This is a genomic window from Pseudomonas sp. NFR16, from assembly GCF_900108875.1.
Lineage (GTDB): Bacteria > Pseudomonadota > Gammaproteobacteria > Pseudomonadales > Pseudomonadaceae > Aquipseudomonas.
Genome location: NZ_FNYJ01000002.1, coordinates 930781 through 951244, shown reverse-complemented (window position 1 = coordinate 951244; position 20464 = coordinate 930781). Strand labels below are relative to the sequence as shown.

17 protein-coding genes, 1 rRNA gene and 2 pseudogenes are annotated in these 20464 nt (G+C 60.6%); 6 read left to right on the top strand and 14 right to left on the bottom strand.

The window, feature by feature from the left end:
- The first annotated feature begins 19 nt into the window (after nucleotides 1-19).
- Nucleotides 20-135, top strand: a 5S ribosomal RNA gene (gene rrf, locus BMZ10_RS13035).
- A gap of 244 nt (nucleotides 136-379) precedes the next feature.
- On the opposite strand, the gene mksF is transcribed toward rrf, so the two are convergent.
- From mksF to mksB, 3 genes are read right to left on the bottom strand one after another with little or no spacing between them, the layout of a single operon-like run.
- Nucleotides 380-3214 carry an Mks condensin complex protein MksF gene (gene mksF / locus BMZ10_RS13030; RefSeq protein ID WP_093462446.1) on the bottom strand — a complete coding sequence of 945 codons (2835 nt, stop codon included), beginning with the start codon at nucleotides 3212-3214 and terminating at the stop codon, nucleotides 380-382.
- A complete protein-coding gene (mksE, locus tag BMZ10_RS13025) occupies nucleotides 3211-3918 on the bottom strand; it encodes an Mks condensin complex protein MksE (protein WP_093462443.1) in 708 nt (235 codons plus the stop codon). Before mksE ends, mksF begins: the two co-directional genes overlap by 4 nt.
- Nucleotides 3908-5185: an Mks condensin complex protein MksB gene (gene mksB, locus BMZ10_RS13020; RefSeq protein ID WP_093462618.1), complete on the bottom strand. Its 1278-nt coding sequence runs from the start codon at nucleotides 5183-5185 to the stop codon at nucleotides 3908-3910. Before mksB ends, mksE begins: the two co-directional genes overlap by 11 nt.
- Nucleotides 5186-5329: 144 nt before the next feature.
- Here mksB and BMZ10_RS13015 point away from each other — a divergent pair, with 144 nt between their 5' ends.
- The gene (locus BMZ10_RS13015; protein ID WP_093462440.1) at nucleotides 5330-6139 is read left to right on the top strand and encodes an energy transducer TonB; all 810 of its coding nucleotides are present in this window, start codon (nucleotides 5330-5332) and stop codon (nucleotides 6137-6139) included.
- Nucleotides 6132-6584, top strand: a complete 453-nt coding sequence (gene rimI, locus BMZ10_RS13010; RefSeq protein WP_074759276.1) for a ribosomal protein S18-alanine N-acetyltransferase — start codon at nucleotides 6132-6134, stop codon at nucleotides 6582-6584. The genes BMZ10_RS13015 and rimI overlap by 8 nt, the downstream gene beginning before the upstream one ends.
- A gap of 136 nt (nucleotides 6585-6720) precedes the next feature.
- Here the strand turns inward: rimI and BMZ10_RS13005 are convergent, their stop codons facing one another.
- Nucleotides 6721-7134, bottom strand: coding sequence for a serine kinase/phosphatase (locus BMZ10_RS13005; protein WP_093462615.1), 414 nt, complete (start codon nucleotides 7132-7134; stop codon nucleotides 6721-6723).
- A gap of 151 nt (nucleotides 7135-7285) precedes the next feature.
- Here BMZ10_RS13005 and can point away from each other — a divergent pair, with 151 nt between their 5' ends.
- Nucleotides 7286-7927 carry a carbonate dehydratase gene (gene can / locus BMZ10_RS13000; RefSeq protein ID WP_093462437.1) on the top strand — a complete coding sequence of 214 codons (642 nt, stop codon included), beginning with the start codon at nucleotides 7286-7288 and terminating at the stop codon, nucleotides 7925-7927.
- 148 nt (nucleotides 7928-8075) lie between these two features.
- Here the strand turns inward: can and BMZ10_RS12995 are convergent, their stop codons facing one another.
- The 5 genes and pseudogenes from BMZ10_RS12995 to BMZ10_RS12980 all read right to left on the bottom strand — a co-directional run bounded on the left by BMZ10_RS12995 (nucleotide 8076) and on the right by BMZ10_RS12980 (nucleotide 12497).
- Nucleotides 8076-9242 carry a hypothetical protein gene (locus BMZ10_RS12995; RefSeq protein WP_093462433.1) on the bottom strand — a complete coding sequence of 389 codons (1167 nt, stop codon included), beginning with the start codon at nucleotides 9240-9242 and terminating at the stop codon, nucleotides 8076-8078.
- 178 nt (nucleotides 9243-9420) lie between these two features.
- The gene (locus BMZ10_RS28305; RefSeq protein WP_371265967.1) at nucleotides 9421-10209 is read right to left on the bottom strand and encodes a methyl-accepting chemotaxis protein; all 789 of its coding nucleotides are present in this window, start codon (nucleotides 10207-10209) and stop codon (nucleotides 9421-9423) included.
- A gap of 69 nt (nucleotides 10210-10278) precedes the next feature.
- Nucleotides 10279-11094, bottom strand: a pseudogene (locus BMZ10_RS28300) (MCP four helix bundle domain-containing protein); the annotation flags it as partial.
- 196 nt (nucleotides 11095-11290) lie between these two features.
- Nucleotides 11291-11941 (bottom strand): HD domain-containing protein, encoded by a 651-nt coding sequence (locus BMZ10_RS12985; RefSeq protein ID WP_093462428.1) that lies wholly within the window; start codon nucleotides 11939-11941, stop codon nucleotides 11291-11293.
- 92 nt (nucleotides 11942-12033) lie between these two features.
- Nucleotides 12034-12497, bottom strand: a pseudogene (locus BMZ10_RS12980) (Lrp/AsnC family transcriptional regulator).
- A 123-nt stretch (nucleotides 12498-12620) separates the two neighbouring features.
- Here BMZ10_RS12980 and mdeB point away from each other — a divergent pair.
- On the top strand, nucleotides 12621-15326 hold the full coding sequence (mdeB, locus tag BMZ10_RS12975; RefSeq protein ID WP_093462426.1) for an alpha-ketoglutarate dehydrogenase: 2706 nt from the start codon (nucleotides 12621-12623) through the stop codon (nucleotides 15324-15326).
- Between the two features lie 27 nt (nucleotides 15327-15353).
- Here the strand turns inward: mdeB and BMZ10_RS12970 are convergent, their stop codons facing one another.
- Genes BMZ10_RS12970 through BMZ10_RS27720 form a run of 4 tightly spaced genes read right to left on the bottom strand, consistent with a single transcriptional unit; the run spans nucleotide 15354 to nucleotide 18020 of the window.
- A complete protein-coding gene (locus tag BMZ10_RS12970; protein WP_093462424.1) occupies nucleotides 15354-16241 on the bottom strand; it encodes a metal ABC transporter substrate-binding protein in 888 nt (295 codons plus the stop codon).
- A gap of 26 nt (nucleotides 16242-16267) precedes the next feature.
- Nucleotides 16268-17137: a metal ABC transporter permease gene (locus BMZ10_RS12965; protein ID WP_093462421.1), complete on the bottom strand. Its 870-nt coding sequence runs from the start codon at nucleotides 17135-17137 to the stop codon at nucleotides 16268-16270.
- Nucleotides 17134-17886 (bottom strand): zinc ABC transporter ATP-binding protein AztA, encoded by a 753-nt coding sequence (aztA, locus tag BMZ10_RS12960; RefSeq protein WP_093462612.1) that lies wholly within the window; start codon nucleotides 17884-17886, stop codon nucleotides 17134-17136. Before aztA ends, BMZ10_RS12965 begins: the two co-directional genes overlap by 4 nt.
- Nucleotides 17883-18020 (bottom strand): hypothetical protein, encoded by a 138-nt coding sequence (locus tag BMZ10_RS27720; protein WP_177182087.1) that lies wholly within the window; start codon nucleotides 18018-18020, stop codon nucleotides 17883-17885. The genes aztA and BMZ10_RS27720 overlap by 4 nt, the downstream gene beginning before the upstream one ends.
- 177 nt (nucleotides 18021-18197) lie before the next feature.
- Between BMZ10_RS27720 and BMZ10_RS12955 the strand changes: the two genes are divergently transcribed.
- The gene (locus tag BMZ10_RS12955; RefSeq protein ID WP_093462419.1) at nucleotides 18198-18800 is read left to right on the top strand and encodes a flavin reductase family protein; all 603 of its coding nucleotides are present in this window, start codon (nucleotides 18198-18200) and stop codon (nucleotides 18798-18800) included.
- 73 nt (nucleotides 18801-18873) lie between these two features.
- On the opposite strand, the gene BMZ10_RS12950 is transcribed toward BMZ10_RS12955, so the two are convergent.
- Entirely contained in the window at nucleotides 18874-20454 is a 1581-nt protein-coding gene (locus BMZ10_RS12950; RefSeq protein WP_093462417.1) for an aldehyde dehydrogenase (NADP(+)), read from the bottom strand.
- Nucleotides 20455-20464: the final 10 nt, after the last annotated feature.

Sequence of the window (20464 nt, the reverse complement as noted above, 5' to 3'; positions counted from 1 at the left end):
CGGTTCGGTACCCGAATTTCTTGACGACCATAGAGCATTGGAACCACCTGATCCCATCCCGAACTCAGAAGTGAAACGATGCATCGCCGATGGTAGTGTGGGGTTTCCCCATGTGAGAGTAGGTCATCGTCAAGATTAAATTCCAGAACCCCATTTGCGAAAGCAGATGGGGTTTTGTTTTTGCGCGTGAAAAACCTGCGGCGCCTGCCCCGTATCCCCTACTCTGCAAGTCCGCTTTACCCGTCACGGGCTATCATTCGTCGGCCCGCGCCACCCCTTAAGCTTTGCTAATGCGCCTGTCGTACCCGGCGGTACAAGATAGCGCCCATAAAAAACCCCGCATCGCTGCGGGGTTCAGTTGACGCTCATGCTATCTGGGTTACCCAGCGGTTTCCGCCGTCACTTCAACGGCCTTTACCGCTGTGACTTCGTCACGACGACGAATGTATTTCCAGTCCGCTTCGTCGATATAGATCCCGGCCGGTCCACTGCCGCCTTCAAGGTCGATTGCGACATGGGCCGAGACCTGCGGCTTTACGCTCGCCAGGATCGGCACGAAGCCCAGTTGCAAGCTGGTTTCAAGCAATGCAGCCTGGTTTCGTTCGTCGATGTCCGCTGCTTCATCCAGGTAATAAGGCAACCGCACACGACCGGCTTGTTCGCGATCCATCAAGTGCAACAACAAGTACATGTTGGTCAGCGCTTTGATCGTCATGGTCGTGCCATTGGATGCCGCGCCATCGATATCAGTGTGGATAACCGGTTGGCTGTTGACCTTGGTGATTTCGAATGCAAGTTCGAAGAGGTCTTTGAGACCCAGCTGGTTATGGTTGGCAGCCACGAGGCGCGCCAGATACTCCTTCGCTTCCTCGTTCTTATTATCTTGCTCAGCGCTTTGGCTCAGATCGAACACAGACAGTGTTTCGCCTTCCTCGTACTGACCGGCGCTGTGGATAATCTGATCGATGTGCTTGAGCGCTTCCTTGTTTGGGGCAAGGACGATACGGAAGCTTTCGAGGTTGGAGACCTGGCGGCGGTTGATTTCACGGTTGAACAACGCCAATTGATGCTCGAGGCTGTCGTAGTCGCTACGGATATTGCGCAGTGTGCGAGCGATATCGGTAACCGCCGCACGGCGGGCCTTGCCCAGCGTCAGAGCTTCGTCCTGGCGATGCGCGTAAGCGTTGATCAGCAACTGGAGGCGACGCTCCATGTCATCTTCGCTGTCGAACTTCGCCACGCCTTTGAGACGCACCTGCGCGTACAGCGCCTCAATCTGGCCATCGCAACGCAGCAGTCCTTGCCAGCTGTCCTGGTAATCGTTGAGCAGCGGCAGCAGGTTTTCGAGCGAGTCATCCACCGGTTCTATGAAAGGCGTGCCAAACGGCAGGTCTGCCGGAAGCAGTTGACGCCGACGCAACGCATCGTCCAGCGTGCGTTGCTTGGATTCGAGGTCGCCAATCTGACGACCGACCAGCTGCAGTTTTGCCGACAGTTGCTGGACGCGTTCGGTGAAAGCGTCGCTGGAACGTTTGAGTTCGTCCTGCGCTGCTTCCATCTGCGCGAGCTGTTCGAGCTTCTCGCCTTCCTCTGCGCTCAGGGTCTGTGTACGGCGGAAATCTTCCAGCGCCTTTTGCGCATCCAGCACCTGTTGGTAAAGCGCTTCGGTCTGGGTCTTGCTCGCTGCTCGGTCAGCCGCAACGGCTTGTTGCGTTTTGAGTTGCTTGAGTTCTTTCTCCAGACGCTCTTTCTGATCACGCAGGGCAGCACGATCGGCCAGCGCTTGCAGGGCAGGTGGCTCTATGTGGGACAAGTTGATCGACAGGCCCGGGACTTCGAAGCGCTCGCCCTTGAAACCATCGAGGATTGCTTCGAGCGATTTGACCCAAGCCTCGCCGTCGTCCAGTGCGATCCCTTGTTCACCCAACGGCAAACTGAACAGCGCGCTGTTGAACAGGCGCATCAAACGCTCGACATCCGGTTGTGAGAATTCTTCGCGCAGCCGGGCATAGCTGTTGTTGTCTGCGTGATCGAGTTGCTGTTTGACCGACTTCAGGCGCTTTTCCAGATCGCGCAGACGCTCATCCAGATCCTCGGCGCTGAACTGACGGGACTGAGCCAGCGCACCGGCCAGTTCGTCGTGCGCGTCTTTTGCGGCCAGCAGTTGCTGTTCGAGAACACGGACGTCATCCACCAGGGCAAAACGATTCTTCAGCACGGCCAGCTCGCCGATCCAGCGCTGGATATTGCTGATCTCACGCTCAAGCCGCATCAGCTCCTGCGTGCTGCCGCGTTGATCGTTCTGCAGGGCGTCCTGCTCGCCGCGGTAGTGCTCGGCCTGAATGACGAGCTCTTCCTTGCGCGCGTTGGAATAGTCCTGCCACGTGCCCAGCAACGAGTCGAGCAACGGCGACAGGCGATGCAGTTTGCCGCGCAGGATGTCGCGTTGTTTTACGCCGTTGGCCAGCGCTTCGACCAGCGGGCCGGCGAGCACCAGTGCGTTGTAGTCCTGCTCCATTCGGCGTACGTCGCGGAAGGCTTCTTCGCACGCGGCAATGTAATCCACGCTACCGGAACGCAGGCTGTGCTCGAACGCGTCGAGGAACAGCTGCTTGAGCTTGGCGGCGGTGATTTCGCGCATGTGCAGCAGGTTAATGAACAACGCCCGGAAGGTCTTCAGGCTCTGTTCGCTGGTGGAGCGCAGGGGGATCAGCGTCAGGTCCAGAGGAATCGACGTGTGTCCGCCTACCAGCAGGCGGCGCAGCTCGTCAGGCTTGAGTTCGTAGGCCTTGAGCCCCTGGCTTTCCAGATTGGTGAACAGCTCTTTCTGACGCAGGCAGGTGTCATTCTTCTGGTAATGAGCCAGGTCCAGCTTGCCGGCATAGGCGAAGAACTGGTGCCCGAAACCGCCACCCGGTCCGCGGCCGACCACGCCGATAACGTGCGGGCCGTGGGGCAAGGCGATCTCGACCAGGATGTAACTGGTGTCCGAGGCAAAATAGAAGCGACGCGACTGATCCAGGCTGTATTTGCCGAAACTCATGTCCGACATGCGCGCCAGAATCGGGAATTGCAGCGCGTTGATCGACGCACTCTTGCCCAGGTTATTTGCGCCGTAGACCGACAGCGGGTGTTCCAGCGGAAACAGCCCGAGGCTGTAACCGGCAGTGTTCAACAGCGCGAAGCGGCGGATGCCGTAGCGTTCCTGGCTCATGCGTCAAGCTCCTGTTCTTCGGCGATCGCGCGGGCAAGGGCCTGCTCTTCGGTTTCTTCAACATCATCGAAAACGGTCAGATCCAGTGGATCGTCGGTCTGCAGCAGCTTTTCGTCGCTGTCATCGTCGATCAGTACCGGCGTCGGCAATGGCAGATCGCTGTGCAGACTGGCGGCCAGATCGCGGTCTTGCTGGACGGACAGGCAGACATCGAGGAAGCGGTGCATCGGTGGGAGGAAGCGATAGATGCCGACCTCTTCAGCAGCGAAACCGAGCTGGGTCATGCGACGCATGATCTTTTCTTCCAGCTCTTCCTGCGTCTGCACTTCGGCCTGGAGGAACAGATCGCGGTACTTCTCGAGCAGTGAAGGCAGCTCGTCGCGCCCCAGACTCCCGCCATCGAGCACGGCGACCGGGTCGCGGCCCTGATCGGCCAGATGCTCGACGAGAATGAAGGTGAACAGCGCCAGGCGCTGAGCGGTCTTGTTGACCTGCGCGGCAGCCAGGTCCGGCACGAAGTAGTAAAAGCCGCGTGTGTCACAGATCAGCTCGAAGCCCAGTGCCTTGAACAGTGTGCGGTATTGATCCTGGAAGTTGGACAGTTGCGCATACAGCTCAGGGTCGCGGCGGCTGATGTGGTAACCCTTGAACAGCTCGCGGAATATGGGCGCGAGCTGGGACATTTCGGATAGATCAAGATGCATGGGCGGTGCCCTCGGAATTCTCTGGGTTTGCGTCTTTGCTCGAGAGCAGGGCGAAGGAGCGCAGGCTGACGCGGTGCTCCTGGGTCAGGTATTCGCGGCGTTCGAGACGCTCGCGCTTGAAGCGTTTTTCCCGCGACAGGCGCGAGAACCAGTAAAGCAATTCGTCAGTCGCGCCGGTCGGTTCCTGCTCCAGCAGCCAGACCATCAGATCCGGCATTGGCAGCGCCTCTTCACAGCGCTCGACCATTTCCTTGACGGTGCGCGGCGCACGCGGCGGCTCGCCCTTGCGGGTGAGACTGGCCTTGGGGAAGCGCGCAGGTTTTGGCTCGAAGCGCGCCAGGGCGTAGACGTACGCTTCGACCTGGTTCGCGCTGCCGAGAAAGGTGCTTTGCGGACGCGTGAACATGGGCATGGCGGCCTGCGGAACGGCGTCGATGCCTTTACGGCGAATGGCTGAAAGAGCAAGCGCCGCCCCTCGAGTGACGGCGTTGTGACGACGTGCTTCTTCTCGCAGCGGCAGCAACAGCTCGCGGGCATGACGCAAGGTCAGCTGAGCGCTGGTCTGCATTTCGAGAATGCGCGCATGGGTGCGCAGAAGCATGTCGTCATCGACCAGTTGGCCCAGGCGTTGCTGATCGGTGAGCATGCGCAGCAGCACATTCTCGACCTTGCGCACCCCTTGCTCGAACGCGCCATCGGCGTTCACCAGCTGAATCATCGGCTCGACGTATTCGTCCCACGTCGCCAGTACCTCGGCGTAGCGCTGACGCAGCGGGATCTGGCGATCACTCGTCTTGGCGCGTTCGGCCACCGAGACCAGCGCCTGTTCATCGTTGGCCAGCTTCTTGAGGACGTCGCGCACGCGCATGTCCAGCAGCCGCAGTTGGCGGGCAAGGTCATTGGCATCACGGGCCTCGAACGCTTCCTGAATGTAACCGGCCAGTCGTTCGAGGTGACGCAGATACGCTTCGATTTCCAGGCACAGGCCCAAGCGGTGTTCACGGCGCAGATACGACAGAAAGTCGTGAATCTGTGCGTTGAGCTCGAACCGGTTCGGGCTTTTCGCCACGGGAACCAGGATGTCGAGACGAATCCACACGTCCAGCAGGTTGGTGATGTCCTGGGGCGTGCTTTCCAGTTGCTGGGCGGCCAGTTGCAATCGCAGTTCGCTCAGGCTCAGGGTGCCTTGGTCGAAATGCTCGCACAGTGGCTCAAGAAGCGCCCAGTGTTCGGCAAGGGCGCGCAGGACGCGCTTAGGTTCGATCATCGGATGGCCGCTGGTTGGCAAATAAAAGCGGCAATTGTACTGCATCGTCGGGCCTGGTTTTCACCCTCAGTCGATCAACTGCGGCGTGATTCGTCCAAGGCCTGTAGAATCCCTCTCCTGAATTCATCCACAGGTGGCTGACCTTTGCTCAACGAGCCTCGCCGTCGCGCTTATCTGACCGCCATGCAGGTGGTCAGTTGGCTGCCGCGCACCGAATTGCCATTCGCCGCACCCTCGCGCGCAGAGCTGCTTGCGCCTCTGCCAGCGCTGGTCGATACGCCCGCGCAGGTGGTGCACCCGGCTGCCGCATTGCCTGCCAGCAACGAAGCACTTGCGGCGAGCAGTACGCCGGCGGCCCGCACGGTCGAGCGGCCAAAGATCGAGGTGCCACGCCCGTCATCTTCAGTCAGGCCAGTGGCCAAAGCCGACGAGGATGACGCTGCGCCTGCGGTGGTCAAGGCCGCTGTCGTACCGCCGCCACGTTTCGCCTTGCAACTGTTGCGCGCGGGCAGTTGCCTGGTGCTCGTCGAGCTTGCCACCGGTGAGCCGTTCCAGAGTCGCGATCCTTCGTATCTGCTGCTCAAGGACATGTTGCGTGCGGCTGGTCTGCCGGACAGCCCGCAGATCATCGGCGAGCCTGTGCGCTGGCCTTTGCTGGTGCGGGGCCAGATGGATCAAGGGCCTGAGGCTGCGCGGGATTTCGTTCAGGGTTTCCTGTACGCCCGTGTCGAAGAACAGCCCTGCACATGCTTGTGGCTGATCGGACTTCCAGCGGTACGTTTTGCCGCCGAAGCCGACGCCGAATCCTACAATCTCGAGCTCCAGGTCGACGGCCTCGGGCTGGCCTGGGCGCTGCCGGGTCTTGAACTGTTGATGGACGAGCCTCAGCGCAAGGCCGATGTCTGGCGCGCGATGCGTCGATTGATGGGCCGTTGGAAGAGCGTAAATGAGTGATGCCGTAACGTTTCGCCGCATGACCGAAGCGGATCTGGACGCTGTACTGAAAATCGAATATGCCGCATTCAGTCATCCATGGACGCGCGGCATTTTTCTCGATGGCCTTAAGTCGTATGAAATCTGGCTGATGTTCGAAGGCAATCAGCAGGTCGGGCACGGCGTGATCAATGTGATCATCGACGAGGCGCATTTACTGAACATCACGGTCAAGCCGGAGAGCCAGGGTCGCGGGCTTGGCCTGTTGCTGCTCGACAAGCTGATGAAGCGGGCCTACGAACTCAATGGGCGCGAGTGCTTCCTTGAGCTGCGTGCCAGTAATCAGTCGGCCTACCGACTGTATGAGCGCTATGGCTTCAACGAAGTCGGCCGACGTCGCGATTACTACCCGGCCGTCGGTGGTCGCGAGGATGCGCTGGTGATGGCGTGTACGTTGGTCGATTAGGTTTTTGATGGTGCGGCAAGCTTGCTCGCGATGACAGTCTGACACCCGCCGAAGGCCAGGCGGATATGCGGGCGTCTTCGCGAGCCAGCTCGCACCAGCAGCAACAGTTCAATCAGGCGACTGATGTTCTGCCGACTCAGACGCCAGGTTTGCCATCCAGCGGGTCGAGAATCGCCATTTCTTCCTCATCCAGACCATCGCCGCCACCGATGTCGTCTTCATCGACGATACTCAAATCGAAATCGGCAGGGCCGCCTTCTCCTTGTTCCCGTGCCGAGCGCGCGCCGTCTTCATCGATCAGCGTCTCCGGACTCATGTCATCGTCGGTCGGGTTATGATCGTCGGTCGAGGCGCCGGTCATCCCGGCTTCTCTGACGCGCTCGTCTGGAATATAGGTTTCCAGCTCGTCGGCAGGGATGGTGTCACCGATTCTGCCGCTCGGCTCATTGTTGTCGTTAAAGTTGAGCTCTTCCATCGAGCCCATACGGTCTTCGTTGTCATCGATGGGTTCAGGCTGAGTGGCACCGAAAGGGCGACGTGAATCGTTCATGGCAAAATCCTCATTGTTGACGGTCATAGTTGGGTGGACCTGACGTGCCGGTGAAGATTCCCTCCGGTTCTCGATCGGTAGTGGCCTGAAGGCGTGACCTGAAGCGCCGAGCCCCTGTCATAGCTGAGCATCATTTCCGAGGCATCAACGCATGAACGAACTACAAGACTTGATCGACAACAACGAACGTTGGGCTGCCGCCATCAAGGAAGAAGACCCCGAATTCTTTGCCAAGCTGGCGCGCCAGCAGACGCCTGAATTCCTCTGGATCGGTTGTTCGGACGCTCGTGTCCCCGCCAACGAAATCGTCGGCATGCTGCCGGGCGATCTCTTCGTCCACCGCAACGTTGCCAACGTCGTGCTGCACACTGACCTTAATTGCCTTTCGGTCATTCAGTACGCGGTCGATGTGCTCAAGGTCAAACACATCCTCGTCACCGGCCATTATGGTTGCGGCGGGGTGCGTGCATCGATGCAGGACCGTCAATTCGGCCTGATCGATGGCTGGCTGCGGACCATCCGCGACCTGTACTACGAGAATCGCGAAGTGCTGGCCAAGCTGCCCACCGAAGAAGAGCGCGTGGATCGTTTGTGTGAGCTGAATGTGATCCAGCAGGTGGCGAACGTCGGCCATACCAGCATCGTGCAGAACGCCTGGCATCGTGGCCAGAACCTGTCTATCCACGGCTGTATCTACGGCATCAAGGACGGCCGCTGGAAGAGTCTGGACGTGACCATCAGCGGCTTTGAGCAGTTGCCACCCCAGTATCGGTTGCGTCCGCTCGGGGAATGATTGCCTGAAGGCGCCCAGTGAGTGCGGCGCGATTCTCAAGCGGCAATCCGTGGTAATCGCGAGCCCTGGATTGCGCTTTGTCTGACCTGAGTTTCAGGTCAGACAAAGCGCAGCCAGGGGCAACGGCGCTCCTGCCCGTGAGGCAGTGTCAGATCTTGACCTGCTTCATTTCAGGCAGCGGTTTCTGCAGCTGCTTGAGCTGGCGTGAGACAGTCCCCGTGCGGCATTTGGCAGCTGCCTGATCGGGCGTCATCTTGCGGACCGAGGTGTAGAACAGCTTGCAGGTCGAGACCTTGTCGGTCACTTGCCAGCGGGTCATGCACTGTTGCAACAATGCCGCCGGATCTGCTCCCGGTTTCTGCCCCATGCCGGCTTGCCAGCAGGCGGCGCTCAAATCCTGCCCCATCACCTTCAGGCCAGCGTCGTCGGCCTTGGTTTCGTCCCCGCCATAATTGCTCTTGTCCGCTGCATACCAGATGTAGCTGGGATGATTGGAGCCAATCACCGAAACCGCCTGTCCGGTTGCGGGGCTGATCGTCGCCAGGCCCAGCAAAGGCACGTCGACTTTGTATTGTTCTTTGATCCAGCTGCGTACAGGCGCACCGAAGGCGACCATCGGCAGCGAGGTACCTGGTGAACGCTGGCTGACCTGCCTCACCATGGTTGTCTGGTAATCATTGAAGTAGCTGTAGACGCCTTCCAGATCCTTGCCTGCATTGGACGGCGCGGCGATTGGCGCGATGTCGATAATGGTCTGATAGGCGGGGGTCTGATCGGCAGGGATGTCGTTGTCGGTCAGCAGTTCAGCCCAGCGATCCGTGGTGGCCGAACGCAGATAATCCTGCGCCTGGGTCAACGAATAATCAGGCGGGAAATGCAGCAGCTCGACGCTTTTGCGGTTTTCCAGCGCCATGCCCAGCGGCAGGAACAGATACCAGTTGTAGGCAAACTTCCCGTCTGCATTGAGTTTTGTCGCACCGGTATACGCCAGATCGCCCGCATCCAGTAGAGCAGTCAGCGGCTTGTCGTAGCCATCCGGTACGCCGCTGATATCCGCGTAAAGCGCGTCGTTATCCGTGCGCACAGCCACTTTGGCGGCGGCGTACCCGTCGCGCTGCACGCTCTGCGTCAGGTAATGCTCGACCGTTTGCCCGAGTGTCCAGTCGCGAAAGCAAATGACGTTGCAGTTGTTGGGATAAGCGAAAAGACGAGTGACACGTTCCGTGCTGCCCAGCTTGACGCTGACGTCCGCCTGAGCCATGAAGCTCAGCGTCAAGGCGGCGAGGGCGATACTCAATGATGCGGTTTGGGTCATGCTCATGTCCTTGTTGGCGTGGCCATCCCTCTGCGTGGATGGTGTTTCAATGATGAAACACTTCAACATGGCTGGAAATGGATTCAGACGTGAGCCAGGGAGATTTTTGCACGCGCTTGAGACATCTGTATCGGGTGACAGCGATGACGGTCCCGCGCCACCGCTGCCAAGCGCAGGCTTAAAGGACGAAGCGTTGAACCATCGTGTTCAGATCGGTTGCGAGCATTGCCAAGGCGTTGCTCGCCACGGTCGTCTGCTGCGCACCCGATGCCGATTGCGTTGACAGGTCGCGGATGCTGCTCAGGTTGCGGTCGACCTCATGCGCCACCTGCGCCTGTTGTTCGGCCGCGCTGGCAATCAGCATGTTGCGATCGCTGATTGTCGACGTCGAGCTGATGATCACCGTCAGCGCCTGGCTGGTCGCGGCCGCCTGCTCAAGCGTCTGACTGGCCTGCGCCGCCGTGACGCGCAGGGTTTGCGCGGTGTCCTGAGTACTTTTCTGGACATCGTTGATCAGGCTCTCGATTTCCGTCGTCGAAGCGCTGGTGCGTTGCGCCAGTGAGCGGACTTCATCGGCCACCACGGCAAACCCGCGGCCTGCCTCGCCAGCGCGGGCAGCTTCGATGGCCGCGTTGAGCGCGAGCAGGTTGGTTTGATTTGCGATCGCGCGGATCACTTCCAGAATCTTGCTGATGCTCAGGGTACGCTCGGCCAGGCCGTCGGCCTGATGCGAGGAATCAAGCACGTTGTCGGTCAGTTCCTTGATCGAGTCGATCGTACCGCTCAGGCGCAGACGACCTTCAGCGGCGGCCTCGTTGGAGGCCTTCGATTCCGTCGAGGTATTGCTGGCGTTGTCGGCGACTTCCACCGCCGCCTGGCTCATCTGGTTCACGGCCACGGCGGCCTGTTCGATCTCATCGTTTTGCGCTTGCAGGTTCTTCGCGCTGGCCTCGGCGATCGCACCCATTTCCTGTACCGACTGGCTCAATTGGCTGGCAGCGGCGTAAATCTGATCGATGGTGCCGTGCAGGTTGCCACGCATCTGACTGAGCATCTTCAGCAACTGCGCGGTCTCGTCCTTGCCTTCTGCAACGGGCTGGGGACTCAGATCGCCCTCGGCGATGGTGCTGGCGATCTGCAGCGACTGACGCAGCGGTCGGATGATGCTGACGCTGAGACGCCAGGCCAGCAATAACGTGAGCACCAGTGCAACGACGATGGCGCTGACGGCGATGATCCGAGTCTGTTGAAAACGGCTGCCTGCGCTCGACACGGCGGCCGCCGCGCCTTGCTTGTTCAGCTCGCGCAGCAGTTGAACCTGCATGTCCATCAGGTCGCCCTGCAGGCTCAAACTGGTGTTGAGCAGCATTCGGGCATCATCGAGTTTGCGTTGCTCGATCAGGGCCATCTCGTCGTGCAGCCCCGGCATGAATGCGCTGTAGGCGTCTTGCAGGGCCTTGATCGAGTCGCGCTCGGTGCTGTCGGTGGCATGGGCGAGGTAATCACTGAAGCCTTTCTCGACCTCGTTCTTGAGCTGTTCGACGTTGATCTTGCTGGTGACCACGGCGCCCGGATCGTCAGCGTTGGCGATCAGTCGGGCGCTCTCTCCGCGCAGCTTGATCAAGTCGATGGCAATCGCGTCCGCCATGGCAATGCTCGGCAAGGTGCCACTTTCAACGGCTTCCCCCTGATCGCGGATGCTCTGCATCTGAAACAGGCAAAACGCGCCGAGGGCCACTAACAGCAAAGCCGTCACGCCAAAGCACAACACCAGCCGCTGAGCGATCCTGAAACGCCGCAAAAAGGCGGGCCTGGACGAAGCACGAACTGAACGACGCAATAACCTTTTCACTGCAAACCAATCCCATCGACGAATTCACCGGAGACTTGGTTATAGAGACCTTCCGTGATGTCTTTGTGACATCGGAGCAGAAATGTTGCAGATTTGTGGTGATTTGACGGCGTTCCGATGAGCGGACGTTTTCATCCCTTCGGCTGCACGCAGTTTCAAGCGGCTGCATGAGCGACTGGGTGCGCCAGACGTGCGCTTACCCGCCGATTTCTTCCATGAGTTCCTGCAAAAACCGCTGTGCGCGATCATGTCTGATTCGGGCCATTCGCTTGCCGGTAGTGGTCTGAAAACCTTCGGCCAAGGTGAAGATCTTGGTCTTGAAGTGGTCCACCGCGAAGCGTTTGTCATCCAGCGCCCGTCCTTCGGCCTGTGGATCGTAGGGGTCGTAGAGATGGCTGCCCATGCGCCCTGACACGTAAAACAGCCGGGCGACGCCGATCATGCCGATGGCGTCGAGGCGGTCTGCGTCCTGGAGGATTTTTGCTTCCAGCGTGTGGGGCGTGATGTTGGCCGAGTAGCTGTGGGATTCGATGGCGTGGGCGACCGCCTGCGTGCGCTCCTCGTCCCAGCCCATTTGTGACAGAAGCTCGGTCGCCTTGGCGGCTGCCAGACGCGAGGCGCTGGAGCGAAAGGGTGAGTTTTTCTCGATTGCAACGCAGTCATGCAGCAACGTCGCCGCCAGCAACAATTGAGGATCGCCGCCTTCCTTGTCGCGAATCGCGCAGACATTGCTCCAGACCCGATGCAGGTGCGACACATCATGAGAGCCATCGACTTTTTCAGCCACGGTGTGTGGGATCAGCTTGTTGGCAAGGTCCTGGAAAGGCGCGAAGGAGAGGGCGGTCATGGAGGGTCCTTTCGATGCGGGCTGGCGGTCGTGACCAGCATAAGCAAATTGACCGGCAAGGCGGGTTTCGGTTCGTCGCGCCCGCGAGGCGTTCACGGCCGCAGTGGCAGGGCGGTTTTGTAGCGGACCTGTTTGAGCGACAGGCTGGAGCGGATTTTCTCGACTTCCGGCATTGGCGAGAGGCGTTCGATGATGAAGTGCTCCAAAGCCTGCATATCGGCCATGACCACCCGCAGCAGATAGTCGGCGTCCCCGGTCATCAGGTAGCACTCCATCACCTCCTCGCACTCGCACACGCGGCGCTCGAAATTCTCAGGGCTTCGCGGCTCTGCTCCTTCAGGCTGATGGATATGAAAACGTTCAAGCGCAGGCCCAGGTGCTCCGGCGCAAGCAGCGCGACGTATTCCCGGATGCAGCCTGATGCTTCCAGCGCCTTGACCCGCGCCAGACAGGGCGAGGGTGACAAGTGCACACGTTTGGCCAGTTCGACGTTAGAAAGGCTGCTGTCGCGTTGCAGTTCTCTGAGTATCTTCAGGTCAGTGCTGTCGAAGTTCATCGTGCTTCAATCCGCAGGTTTTGAAGTTTTTTATGCTGAGAATCATGGTTCTTTTCTCGCAGATCGGTCATTAAAGCTGCGGGTTCAAGCATAGAATTTTCCGTAAATAATACGGAGGTGTCTATGAGCCATTTCGAGTCCGGCATCCGAGCTGCCGCTGTTGAGCGCAGTCACCCTGATCACCAGGAGCTGATCGAGTGGCGGGACGCGCTGTTGTCGCTGGCTGAAAATGCCGGGCCCGAACGCGCTCGCGAGATCCTCGACATGCTCGCCGCTGTGGCCCGCGACCTGAAAATCGGCTGGCAGCCCGCCCACGGCACGCCCTACATCAACACCATTGCTGTGCATCAGCAGCCTGCGTTTCCGGGAGATCTGGCTCTCGAAGAACGTCTGGCTTCGATCATGCGCTGGAACGCGCTTGCGATGGTCGTACGCGCTAACCAGGCTTATGGTGAGCTGGGCGGGCACATCGCAAGCTACGCCAGTGCCGCGGATCTGTTCGAGGTCGGCTTCAACCATTTCTTCCGCGCGCAGAGCGACAATCCCGGCGGCGATCTGGTGTTCTATCAGCCGCATTCGGCGCCCGGTATCTATGCCCGGGCGTTTCTGGAGGGGCGTCTGGACGAGGACGATCTGGCTCATTATCGCCAGGAGATCGCCGGCCCACGCGCAGGCGCACGCGGCCTGTCGAGTTATCCTCATCCATGGCTGATGTCCGACTTCTGGCAATTTCCTACGGGTTCGATGGGCATTGGTCCGATCAGCTCCATTTATCAGGCGCGCTTCATGCGCTATCTGCAGCATCGTGGCTTGCAGGAAACGTCGGCCCGGCATGTCTGGGGCGTGTTCGGCGATGGTGAAATGGACGAGCCGGAAAGCATGTCGGCACTGACGCTGGCGGCGCGTGAAGGGCTCGATAACCTGACGTGGGTGGTCAACTGCAACCTGCAACGGCTCGATGGACCGGTGCGCGGCAATGGCCGGATCATCGACGAACTGGAGGCGCTGTTCAGCGGCGCGGGCTGGAATGTGATCAAGCTGGTGTGGGGCTCGGACTGGGATCCGCTGTTTGCGCGTGACGCCGATGGCTCGCTGGTGAGAACCCTGTCGCAGACGGTCGACGGTCAGTTTCAAACGTTCGCCGCCAAGGATGGCCGCTATAATCGCGAGCACTTCTTCGGCCAGAGCGAGGCGTTGGCGCGACTGGCTGCTGGCTTGAGCGATGAGCAGATCGACCGGCTCAAGCGCGGTGGGCACGATCTGGTGAAGATATTCGCGGCCTACGACGGCGCATTACGACACAAGGGACGGCCGACGGTGATTCTTGCCCAGACCAAAAAGGGCTTCGGCATGGGCGAAGCGGGGCAGGGCAAGATGACCACGCATCAGCAGAAGAAACTCGATCGCGAGGCGCTGCTTGCCTTCCGCAACCGGTTTCACCTGCCGCTGAGCGACGATCAGGCCGAAAACCTCAGCTTCCTCAAACCCGACGCCAGCAGCGCCGAAATGCGCTATCTGCGCCAGCGTCGTCAGGCGCTTGGAGGGTCCATGCCCAGTCGCAAGCATGGGGCCGAGTATGTCGGCGTCCCGGCGAGCGACCGCTATGCCACGTTTGCGCTGCAAGCGCAGGGCAAGGAAATGTCGACCACCATGGCGTTCGTGCGCATGCTCGGCAACCTGCTCAAGGATACGCAGCTTGGCCCGCGCGTGGTGCCGATCGTGGCGGACGAGGCCCGCACGTTCGGCATGGCCAGCCTGTTCAAGCAGATCGGAATCTATTCCAGCGTCGGCCAGCGCTATGAGCCGGAAGACATCGGCTCGATCCTGAGTTATCGCGAAGCCATCAATGGCCAGATCCTCGAGGAGGGCATCAGCGAGGCCGGTGCGATCAGTTCGTGGGTGGCGGCGGCGACCAGTTATTCAACTCACGGTTTGCGCATGTTGCCGTTTTACATCTATTACTCAATGTTCGGTTTCCAGCGCGTGGGAGATCTCATCTGGGCCGCCGCAGACCAACGCGCCCGAGGGTTTCTGCTGGGTGCAACGGCGGGGCGTACGACGCTGGGCGGGGAGGGGTTGCAGCATCAGGACGGCTCAAGTCATCTGATGGCAGCGACCGTACCGAACTGCCGCGCCTACGATCCGGCATTTGCGGGCGAGCTTGCAGTCATTCTCGACTATGGCATGCGTCAGATGCTTGAGCACGATGTCGACGAGTTCTACTACGTGACATTGATGAACGAAAACTACGCACAGCCTTCGCTGCCGGACGGGGTCGACCAGGCGATCATTCGCGGCATGTATCGCTTTGACGAGCATGTGGTCGAGAAGCCAGCTGGGCGGGTTCGCTTGCTCGGCTCAGGGACGATCCTGCGCGAAGTGATCGCAGCGGCTCAGTTGCTGGCGCAGGACTGGCGCATCGAAAGCGAAGTCTGGAGCGTCACCAGTTTCACTGAGCTCGAGCGGGAGGCGCGCGAGGTCGAGCGCTGGAATCGACTGCATCCACAACACGCCCGGCGCGTCAGCCATCTGGATGCGTGCCTGCCTCAGGGCGCACCGGTGGTTGCTGCATCCGATTACGTACGAGCCGTTCCGCAGTTGATCGCCGCAAGCGTCGCGAGCAACTACACGGTGCTGGGTACGGACGGTTTCGGCCGCAGCGACACCCGCGCGCAGTTGCGGAGTTTTTTTGAGATCGACCGGTTTCACATCGTACTGGCTGCAATAACCGCATTGATGGGTGAAGGCGCGGTGTCGGTGGATCTGGCGGCTCAGGTGATCGAACGCTATGGAATCGAGGTCGACAGCGGCGAACCGTGGGCTCGCTGAACGAGGCGCCTGGCGCTCGCGACGGCCTTACTTGCCCTGCATCGCCGCGGTCAGCTTGTCGACGTTGTAACGAAACATCTTCACGTAAGTCGACGCCGGGCCGTCGGCCGGGGACAGCGATTCCACATACAGCTCGCCGCCAGGATGGGCGCCACTGGCCTTAGCGATCTGCTGGACCAGGCGTGGGTCACCGGAGTTCTCGAAGAAGTAGGCGCTGACTTTTTCCTGCTTGATCTGATCGATCAGCTTGCCAACGTCAGCAGCCGACGCTTCGGTATCGGTGGAGAAACCCAAGGGTGACAGAAAGGTCACGCCATAAGCGTCGCCGAAATAGCCGAAGGCATCGTGTGACGTGAGGACCTTGCGCTGTGCGACCGGGATGGCATTGATCTGCGCGCGAGCGTAGGCGTCCATGTCCTGCAGTTGGGCGATATAACGATCACCGTTGGCCTTGTAATCTGCTGCGTTGTCCGGGTCCGCTTTCTGCAGCGCCTTGATGATATTTCTGACGTAGACGACGCCATTCACTGCACTGTTCCAGGCATGCGGGTCGGTGATCTTCTTGCCGTCTTCTTCCATGCTGCGGGTCATGATGCCGTTGGATAGCACCACCGGCTGGCCTTTATAGCCGGACGCGGTGATCAACCTGTCGAGCCAGCCTTCCAGGTGCAGGCCGCTGACAAACACCACGTCAGCTTTTTTCAGCGCCTGCGCATCATTGGGTGTCGGTTCGTACACATGCGGATCGCCATTAGGGCCGATCAGCGATGTGACATGCACATGTTCGCCGCCGACGTTATGCACCATGTCGGCAATGACCGTGAATGAAGCCACGGTTTCCAGGGTTTTTGCCTGGGCGAAGTTCGCCAGGCCGGACAACGCCAGCATGGCGGTCAGCAACGTCAAACGCTTCATGGGATTTCCTTTCGCTAAAAGAACGATCAGCCGGACAGATGAACCCTCGGGAACAGACGGCGCAGAAAACCGCTGTGTCCAAAGAACAGTGAGAACACATAAAAACCGCTGGCGGTCAGCACGATGGCCGGCCCCGACGCGACGCTTGCGTGGTAGGACACGATCAGGCCGATGAAGCCCGACAGGGTAGCGACCGCTGTCGAGATCACGATCATGCCGGTCAGCGAACTGGACCAGAATCGCGCCACCGTGGCGGGAAGCATCATCATCCCGACGGCCATCAGCGTCCCCAGCGCTTGGAAACCCGCGACGAGGTTGAGCACCACCAGCAGCAGAAACAACACGTGATACAGCGAGCCGCGACCGCCGACCGCCCGCAGGAATCCGGGATCGAAACATTCCAGGATCAGCGGCCGATAAATCAGTGCCAACAGGATCAGGGTGAACGAAGCGATACCGCCCACCATGAAGATCGCTTGATCATCGATGGCCAGAATGGTGCCGAACAGCACGTGCAGCAGGTCCACGTTGGAGCCGTGCAGCGAGACGATCAGTACGCCGGCGGCCAGCGATGTCAGGTAGAAGCTGGCGAAACTGGCGTCTTCGCGCAGCGTGGTGAAGCGGCTCACCAGTCCGGACAGCAGCGCCACGGCGAGTCCGGCGATCAAGCCGCCGAAGCCCATCGCCGGCAACGACAGCCCTGCAAACAGGAAACCCACCGCTGCGCCGGGCAGCACAGCATGGCTCATCGCATCGCCCACCAGACTCATGCGGCGCAGCATCAGCAGCACGCCCACCGGCCCCGAGCCAATGCCCAGCGCCAGACACGCCACCAACGCGCGGCGCATGAACCCGAAATCGACGAAGGGCTGAATCAGCAGGCTGTACAGCGTCACAGTGAGGGCTCCTCAGCGCTTGCGCACGCCTGAGCGTCCGGGCTCCAGTGTTCAGCCATGTTCTTGGCCCGGCGCAGGTTGTCGGCGTGCAGAATGTCAGCGGTATCGCCCCAAGCGATGGTTTCGCGCGCCAGAAGCAAGGTGCTGGGGAAATGCTGGCGCACTTGCTCGATGTCATGGAGAACGGCGATGACCGTGCGGCCTTGGCCGTGCCAGTTGCGGATCAGCGTGAGCAGATCGCGCGTGGTGCGCGCGTCGATGGCCGTGAACGGCTCATCGAGCAGGATCACCGAGGCATCCTGTAACAGCAGGCGGGCAAACAGGACGCGCTGAAACTGGCCCGACGACAGCGAGCCGATGCTGTGCTGTTCGAAACCGTCCAGCCCGACGGCATGCAGGGCTTGCTGCGCCTGCTCGGCATGCTTGCGCGTCACACCGCGAAACGCTCCAATGCTGCGCCAGGCGCCCATCATCACGGTGTCGGCGACGCTGAGCGGAAAGCTGCGGTCGATCTCGGCTGCCTGCGGCAGATAGCCGATATGCCGCGTGGCCAATGCGCCGCGATCGACGCGTCCGAGTGCAGGCTTCAGCGTGCCGGCGATGGCCTTGATCAGCGTGGATTTGCCCGCACCATTCGGCCCGACGATCGCCGTCAGACTGCCCGCGGCAAACCGGCCGCTGACGTGATGCACCGCCGGGCGCCGCTCATACGTCACCGTCAGGTCGTGAAGATCGATCACGGCACTCACGGAATCGCCACCGCCCAGGCGATGCCCAGCCAAAGCACTGCCAGCAGGACCAGAGCGACCAGCGCCCGCTTGCCGGCCGACTGGGCCAGCGCTGAGGCTGCAAGCGTGGGAGAACGTCGAAGGGGAGATTTCACGAAAAATCAGGCCTGAAATGTTTTGTTATAGTATTACATCACCTTTTTTGTCCCTCAGGGAAGGGCTATTTTTCGACGGTTCAGCAAGCGGACAGCCGGACGTTGCGTGCGGTGTTTTCCTGCGTGCTCAAATCCCTGTAATTTCCTGAACAGATTTTCTTTTCCGGGATTGTTTCCATGACCGCTTCTTATCGACGTTCAGTACCTTTGGCCAAGTGCTACCGCCTGCTCAACCACGGCCCGACTGTGCTGGTCAGTGCAGCGCATGCCGGACAGCGCAACATCATGGCGGCCGCGTGGGCGATGCCGCTTGATTTCCAGCCGCCGAAGGTAACGGTGGTGCTGGACAAGGCCGTGTGGACGCGGCAGTTGCTGGAGGGCTCAGGCAGCTTCGTGATCAATGTGCCAACGGTCAGTCAGGTGGATATCGTCGAAACCGTCGGCTCGACGTCCGGCCTGGAAATTTCTCATGAGAAGGACGTCGACAAGTTCACGGCTTATGGGCTTGAAACATTCGCCGGCGGGGTCGTCGATGCACCGCTGCTGGAAGGCTGTGCGGCCTGGCTTGAATGCCGTCTGATGCCGGAGCCACACAATCAGAATCAGTACGACCTGTTCATTGGCGAAGTGGTGGCGGCCTGGGCGGACGAGCGCGTGTTTTCGGATGGGCACTGGCATTTCGCAGGTCACGATGAGCTGCGCACGCTGCACCATGTGGCGGGTGGTCACTTCATGGTGATCGGCGACGAAGTGGTGGGCAAGGTGCTGGAGCGGCCTTGAAGCCGCGCCCGTTTGCCAGCGTGCCCCGTCAGAATCGAGTGGGGCACGTGGCGCAAGCGGGAGAGTACGCCGGTCAGTCCCTCGACAGCTGGCCGTTGACCAGGCGCCAGGTTTTGAGAGGGTTGCTCTGCTGCAGCGCCGGCGGCAGCAGCGAATCAGGGACGTTCTGATAGCAGACCGGACGCAGGAAGCGGTCGATGGCCGTAGCACCCACTGAAGTGCTTCGGCTATCGGACGTCGCCGGGAACGGTCCGCCATGGACCATTGAGTAGCTGACTTCGACACCGGTCGGGAAATCGTTGAACAGAATGCGCCCGGCCTTGCGCTCAAGCGTCGGCAGCAACGCCTGAGCCATCGCCTGATCACCCTCGTCGTAATGCAGCGTCACAGTCAACTGACCGTCGAATTTCGAGGCCACTTTCTGCAGGTCGGCAGCGTCCTTGCAAACGATCAACAGCGCACTGGGCCCGAAATTCTCGTCTTCCAGCGCAGGGTTGGCGAGGAAGGTGGACGAGTCCGTGCGGAAAAAAGCAGGTCGCGCCTGAAACGAACCCTCCGCCTCACGGCCCTCGGCCACCAGTGTCACGCCCGCTGCGTTATGCAGATTGTTCAAGCCGTTGCAGTAGGCGCCATGAATGTTGGGCGTCAGCATCGTCGTCGGGGTTTTGTCGGCCAGCGCTGTCGCGGCGGCTGAAACGAAGCGTTCCAGCGCATCGCTTTCCAGGGCCAGCAGCAGGCCCGGGTTCGTGCAGAACTGTCCGGCGCCCAACACCAGTGACTCGACGAAACCTCTGGCGATGCTTTCAGCCCGGGCCGACAACGCCGAGGGCAGCAGAAAGACCGGGTTGATGCTGCTCATTTCAGCGTAAACCGGGATTGGCACAGGGCGCGCCTGAGCGGCAGCGACCAGCGCCAGTCCGCCACGGCGGGAGCCGGTAAAACCGACTGCCTGGATCAGCGGGTGGCTGACCAGCGCCTGACCAACCGAAATATCCTTGTCGATCAGCAATGAGAACACGCCATCCGGCATGCCTGTTTCGCGTGCGGCTTTTTGAATCACTCGGCCGACCAGCTCGCTGGTGCCCAAGTGAGCCGGGTGCGCCTTGACGATGACCGGACAGCCGGCAGCCAGCGCTGATGCGGTGTCGCCGCCCGCTACCGAGAACGCGAGAGGAAAGTTGCTGGCGCCGAAGACTGCGACCGGGCCCAGGCCGATGCGGCGCAGGCGCAGGTCGGCGCGTGGCAGGGGCTGGCGTTCGGGCATCGCGGTGTCGACCACCGCGCCATGCCAGCGACCGTCGCGCAGCAGGCTGGCGAACAGCCTGAGCTGGTTGACGGTGCGCATCCGCTCTCCCTCAAGCCGCGGTCTGGGCAGCCCGCTTTCAACGTGAACCCGCTCGATCAGCACGTCACCCAGATCCAGCAAACCCTGCGCAATGGCGTCCAGGAACGTGGCGCGCTGTTCGTCGCTCAGTTGCCGGTAGCGGTCGAACGACGCTTCGGCCAGTTCGCAAGCTGCCTGAACATCGGCGGGCGTGCTGGCGCCGAAGGTGGGCGTGAGTGGCTCGCCAGTCGCGGCGGCGAGGGCGAACACGTCCCCTCCCTGGCCTTGAACCGTACGTTGACCGATGATCGTTTCACCAAGAATCTGCATTGCGCAACAC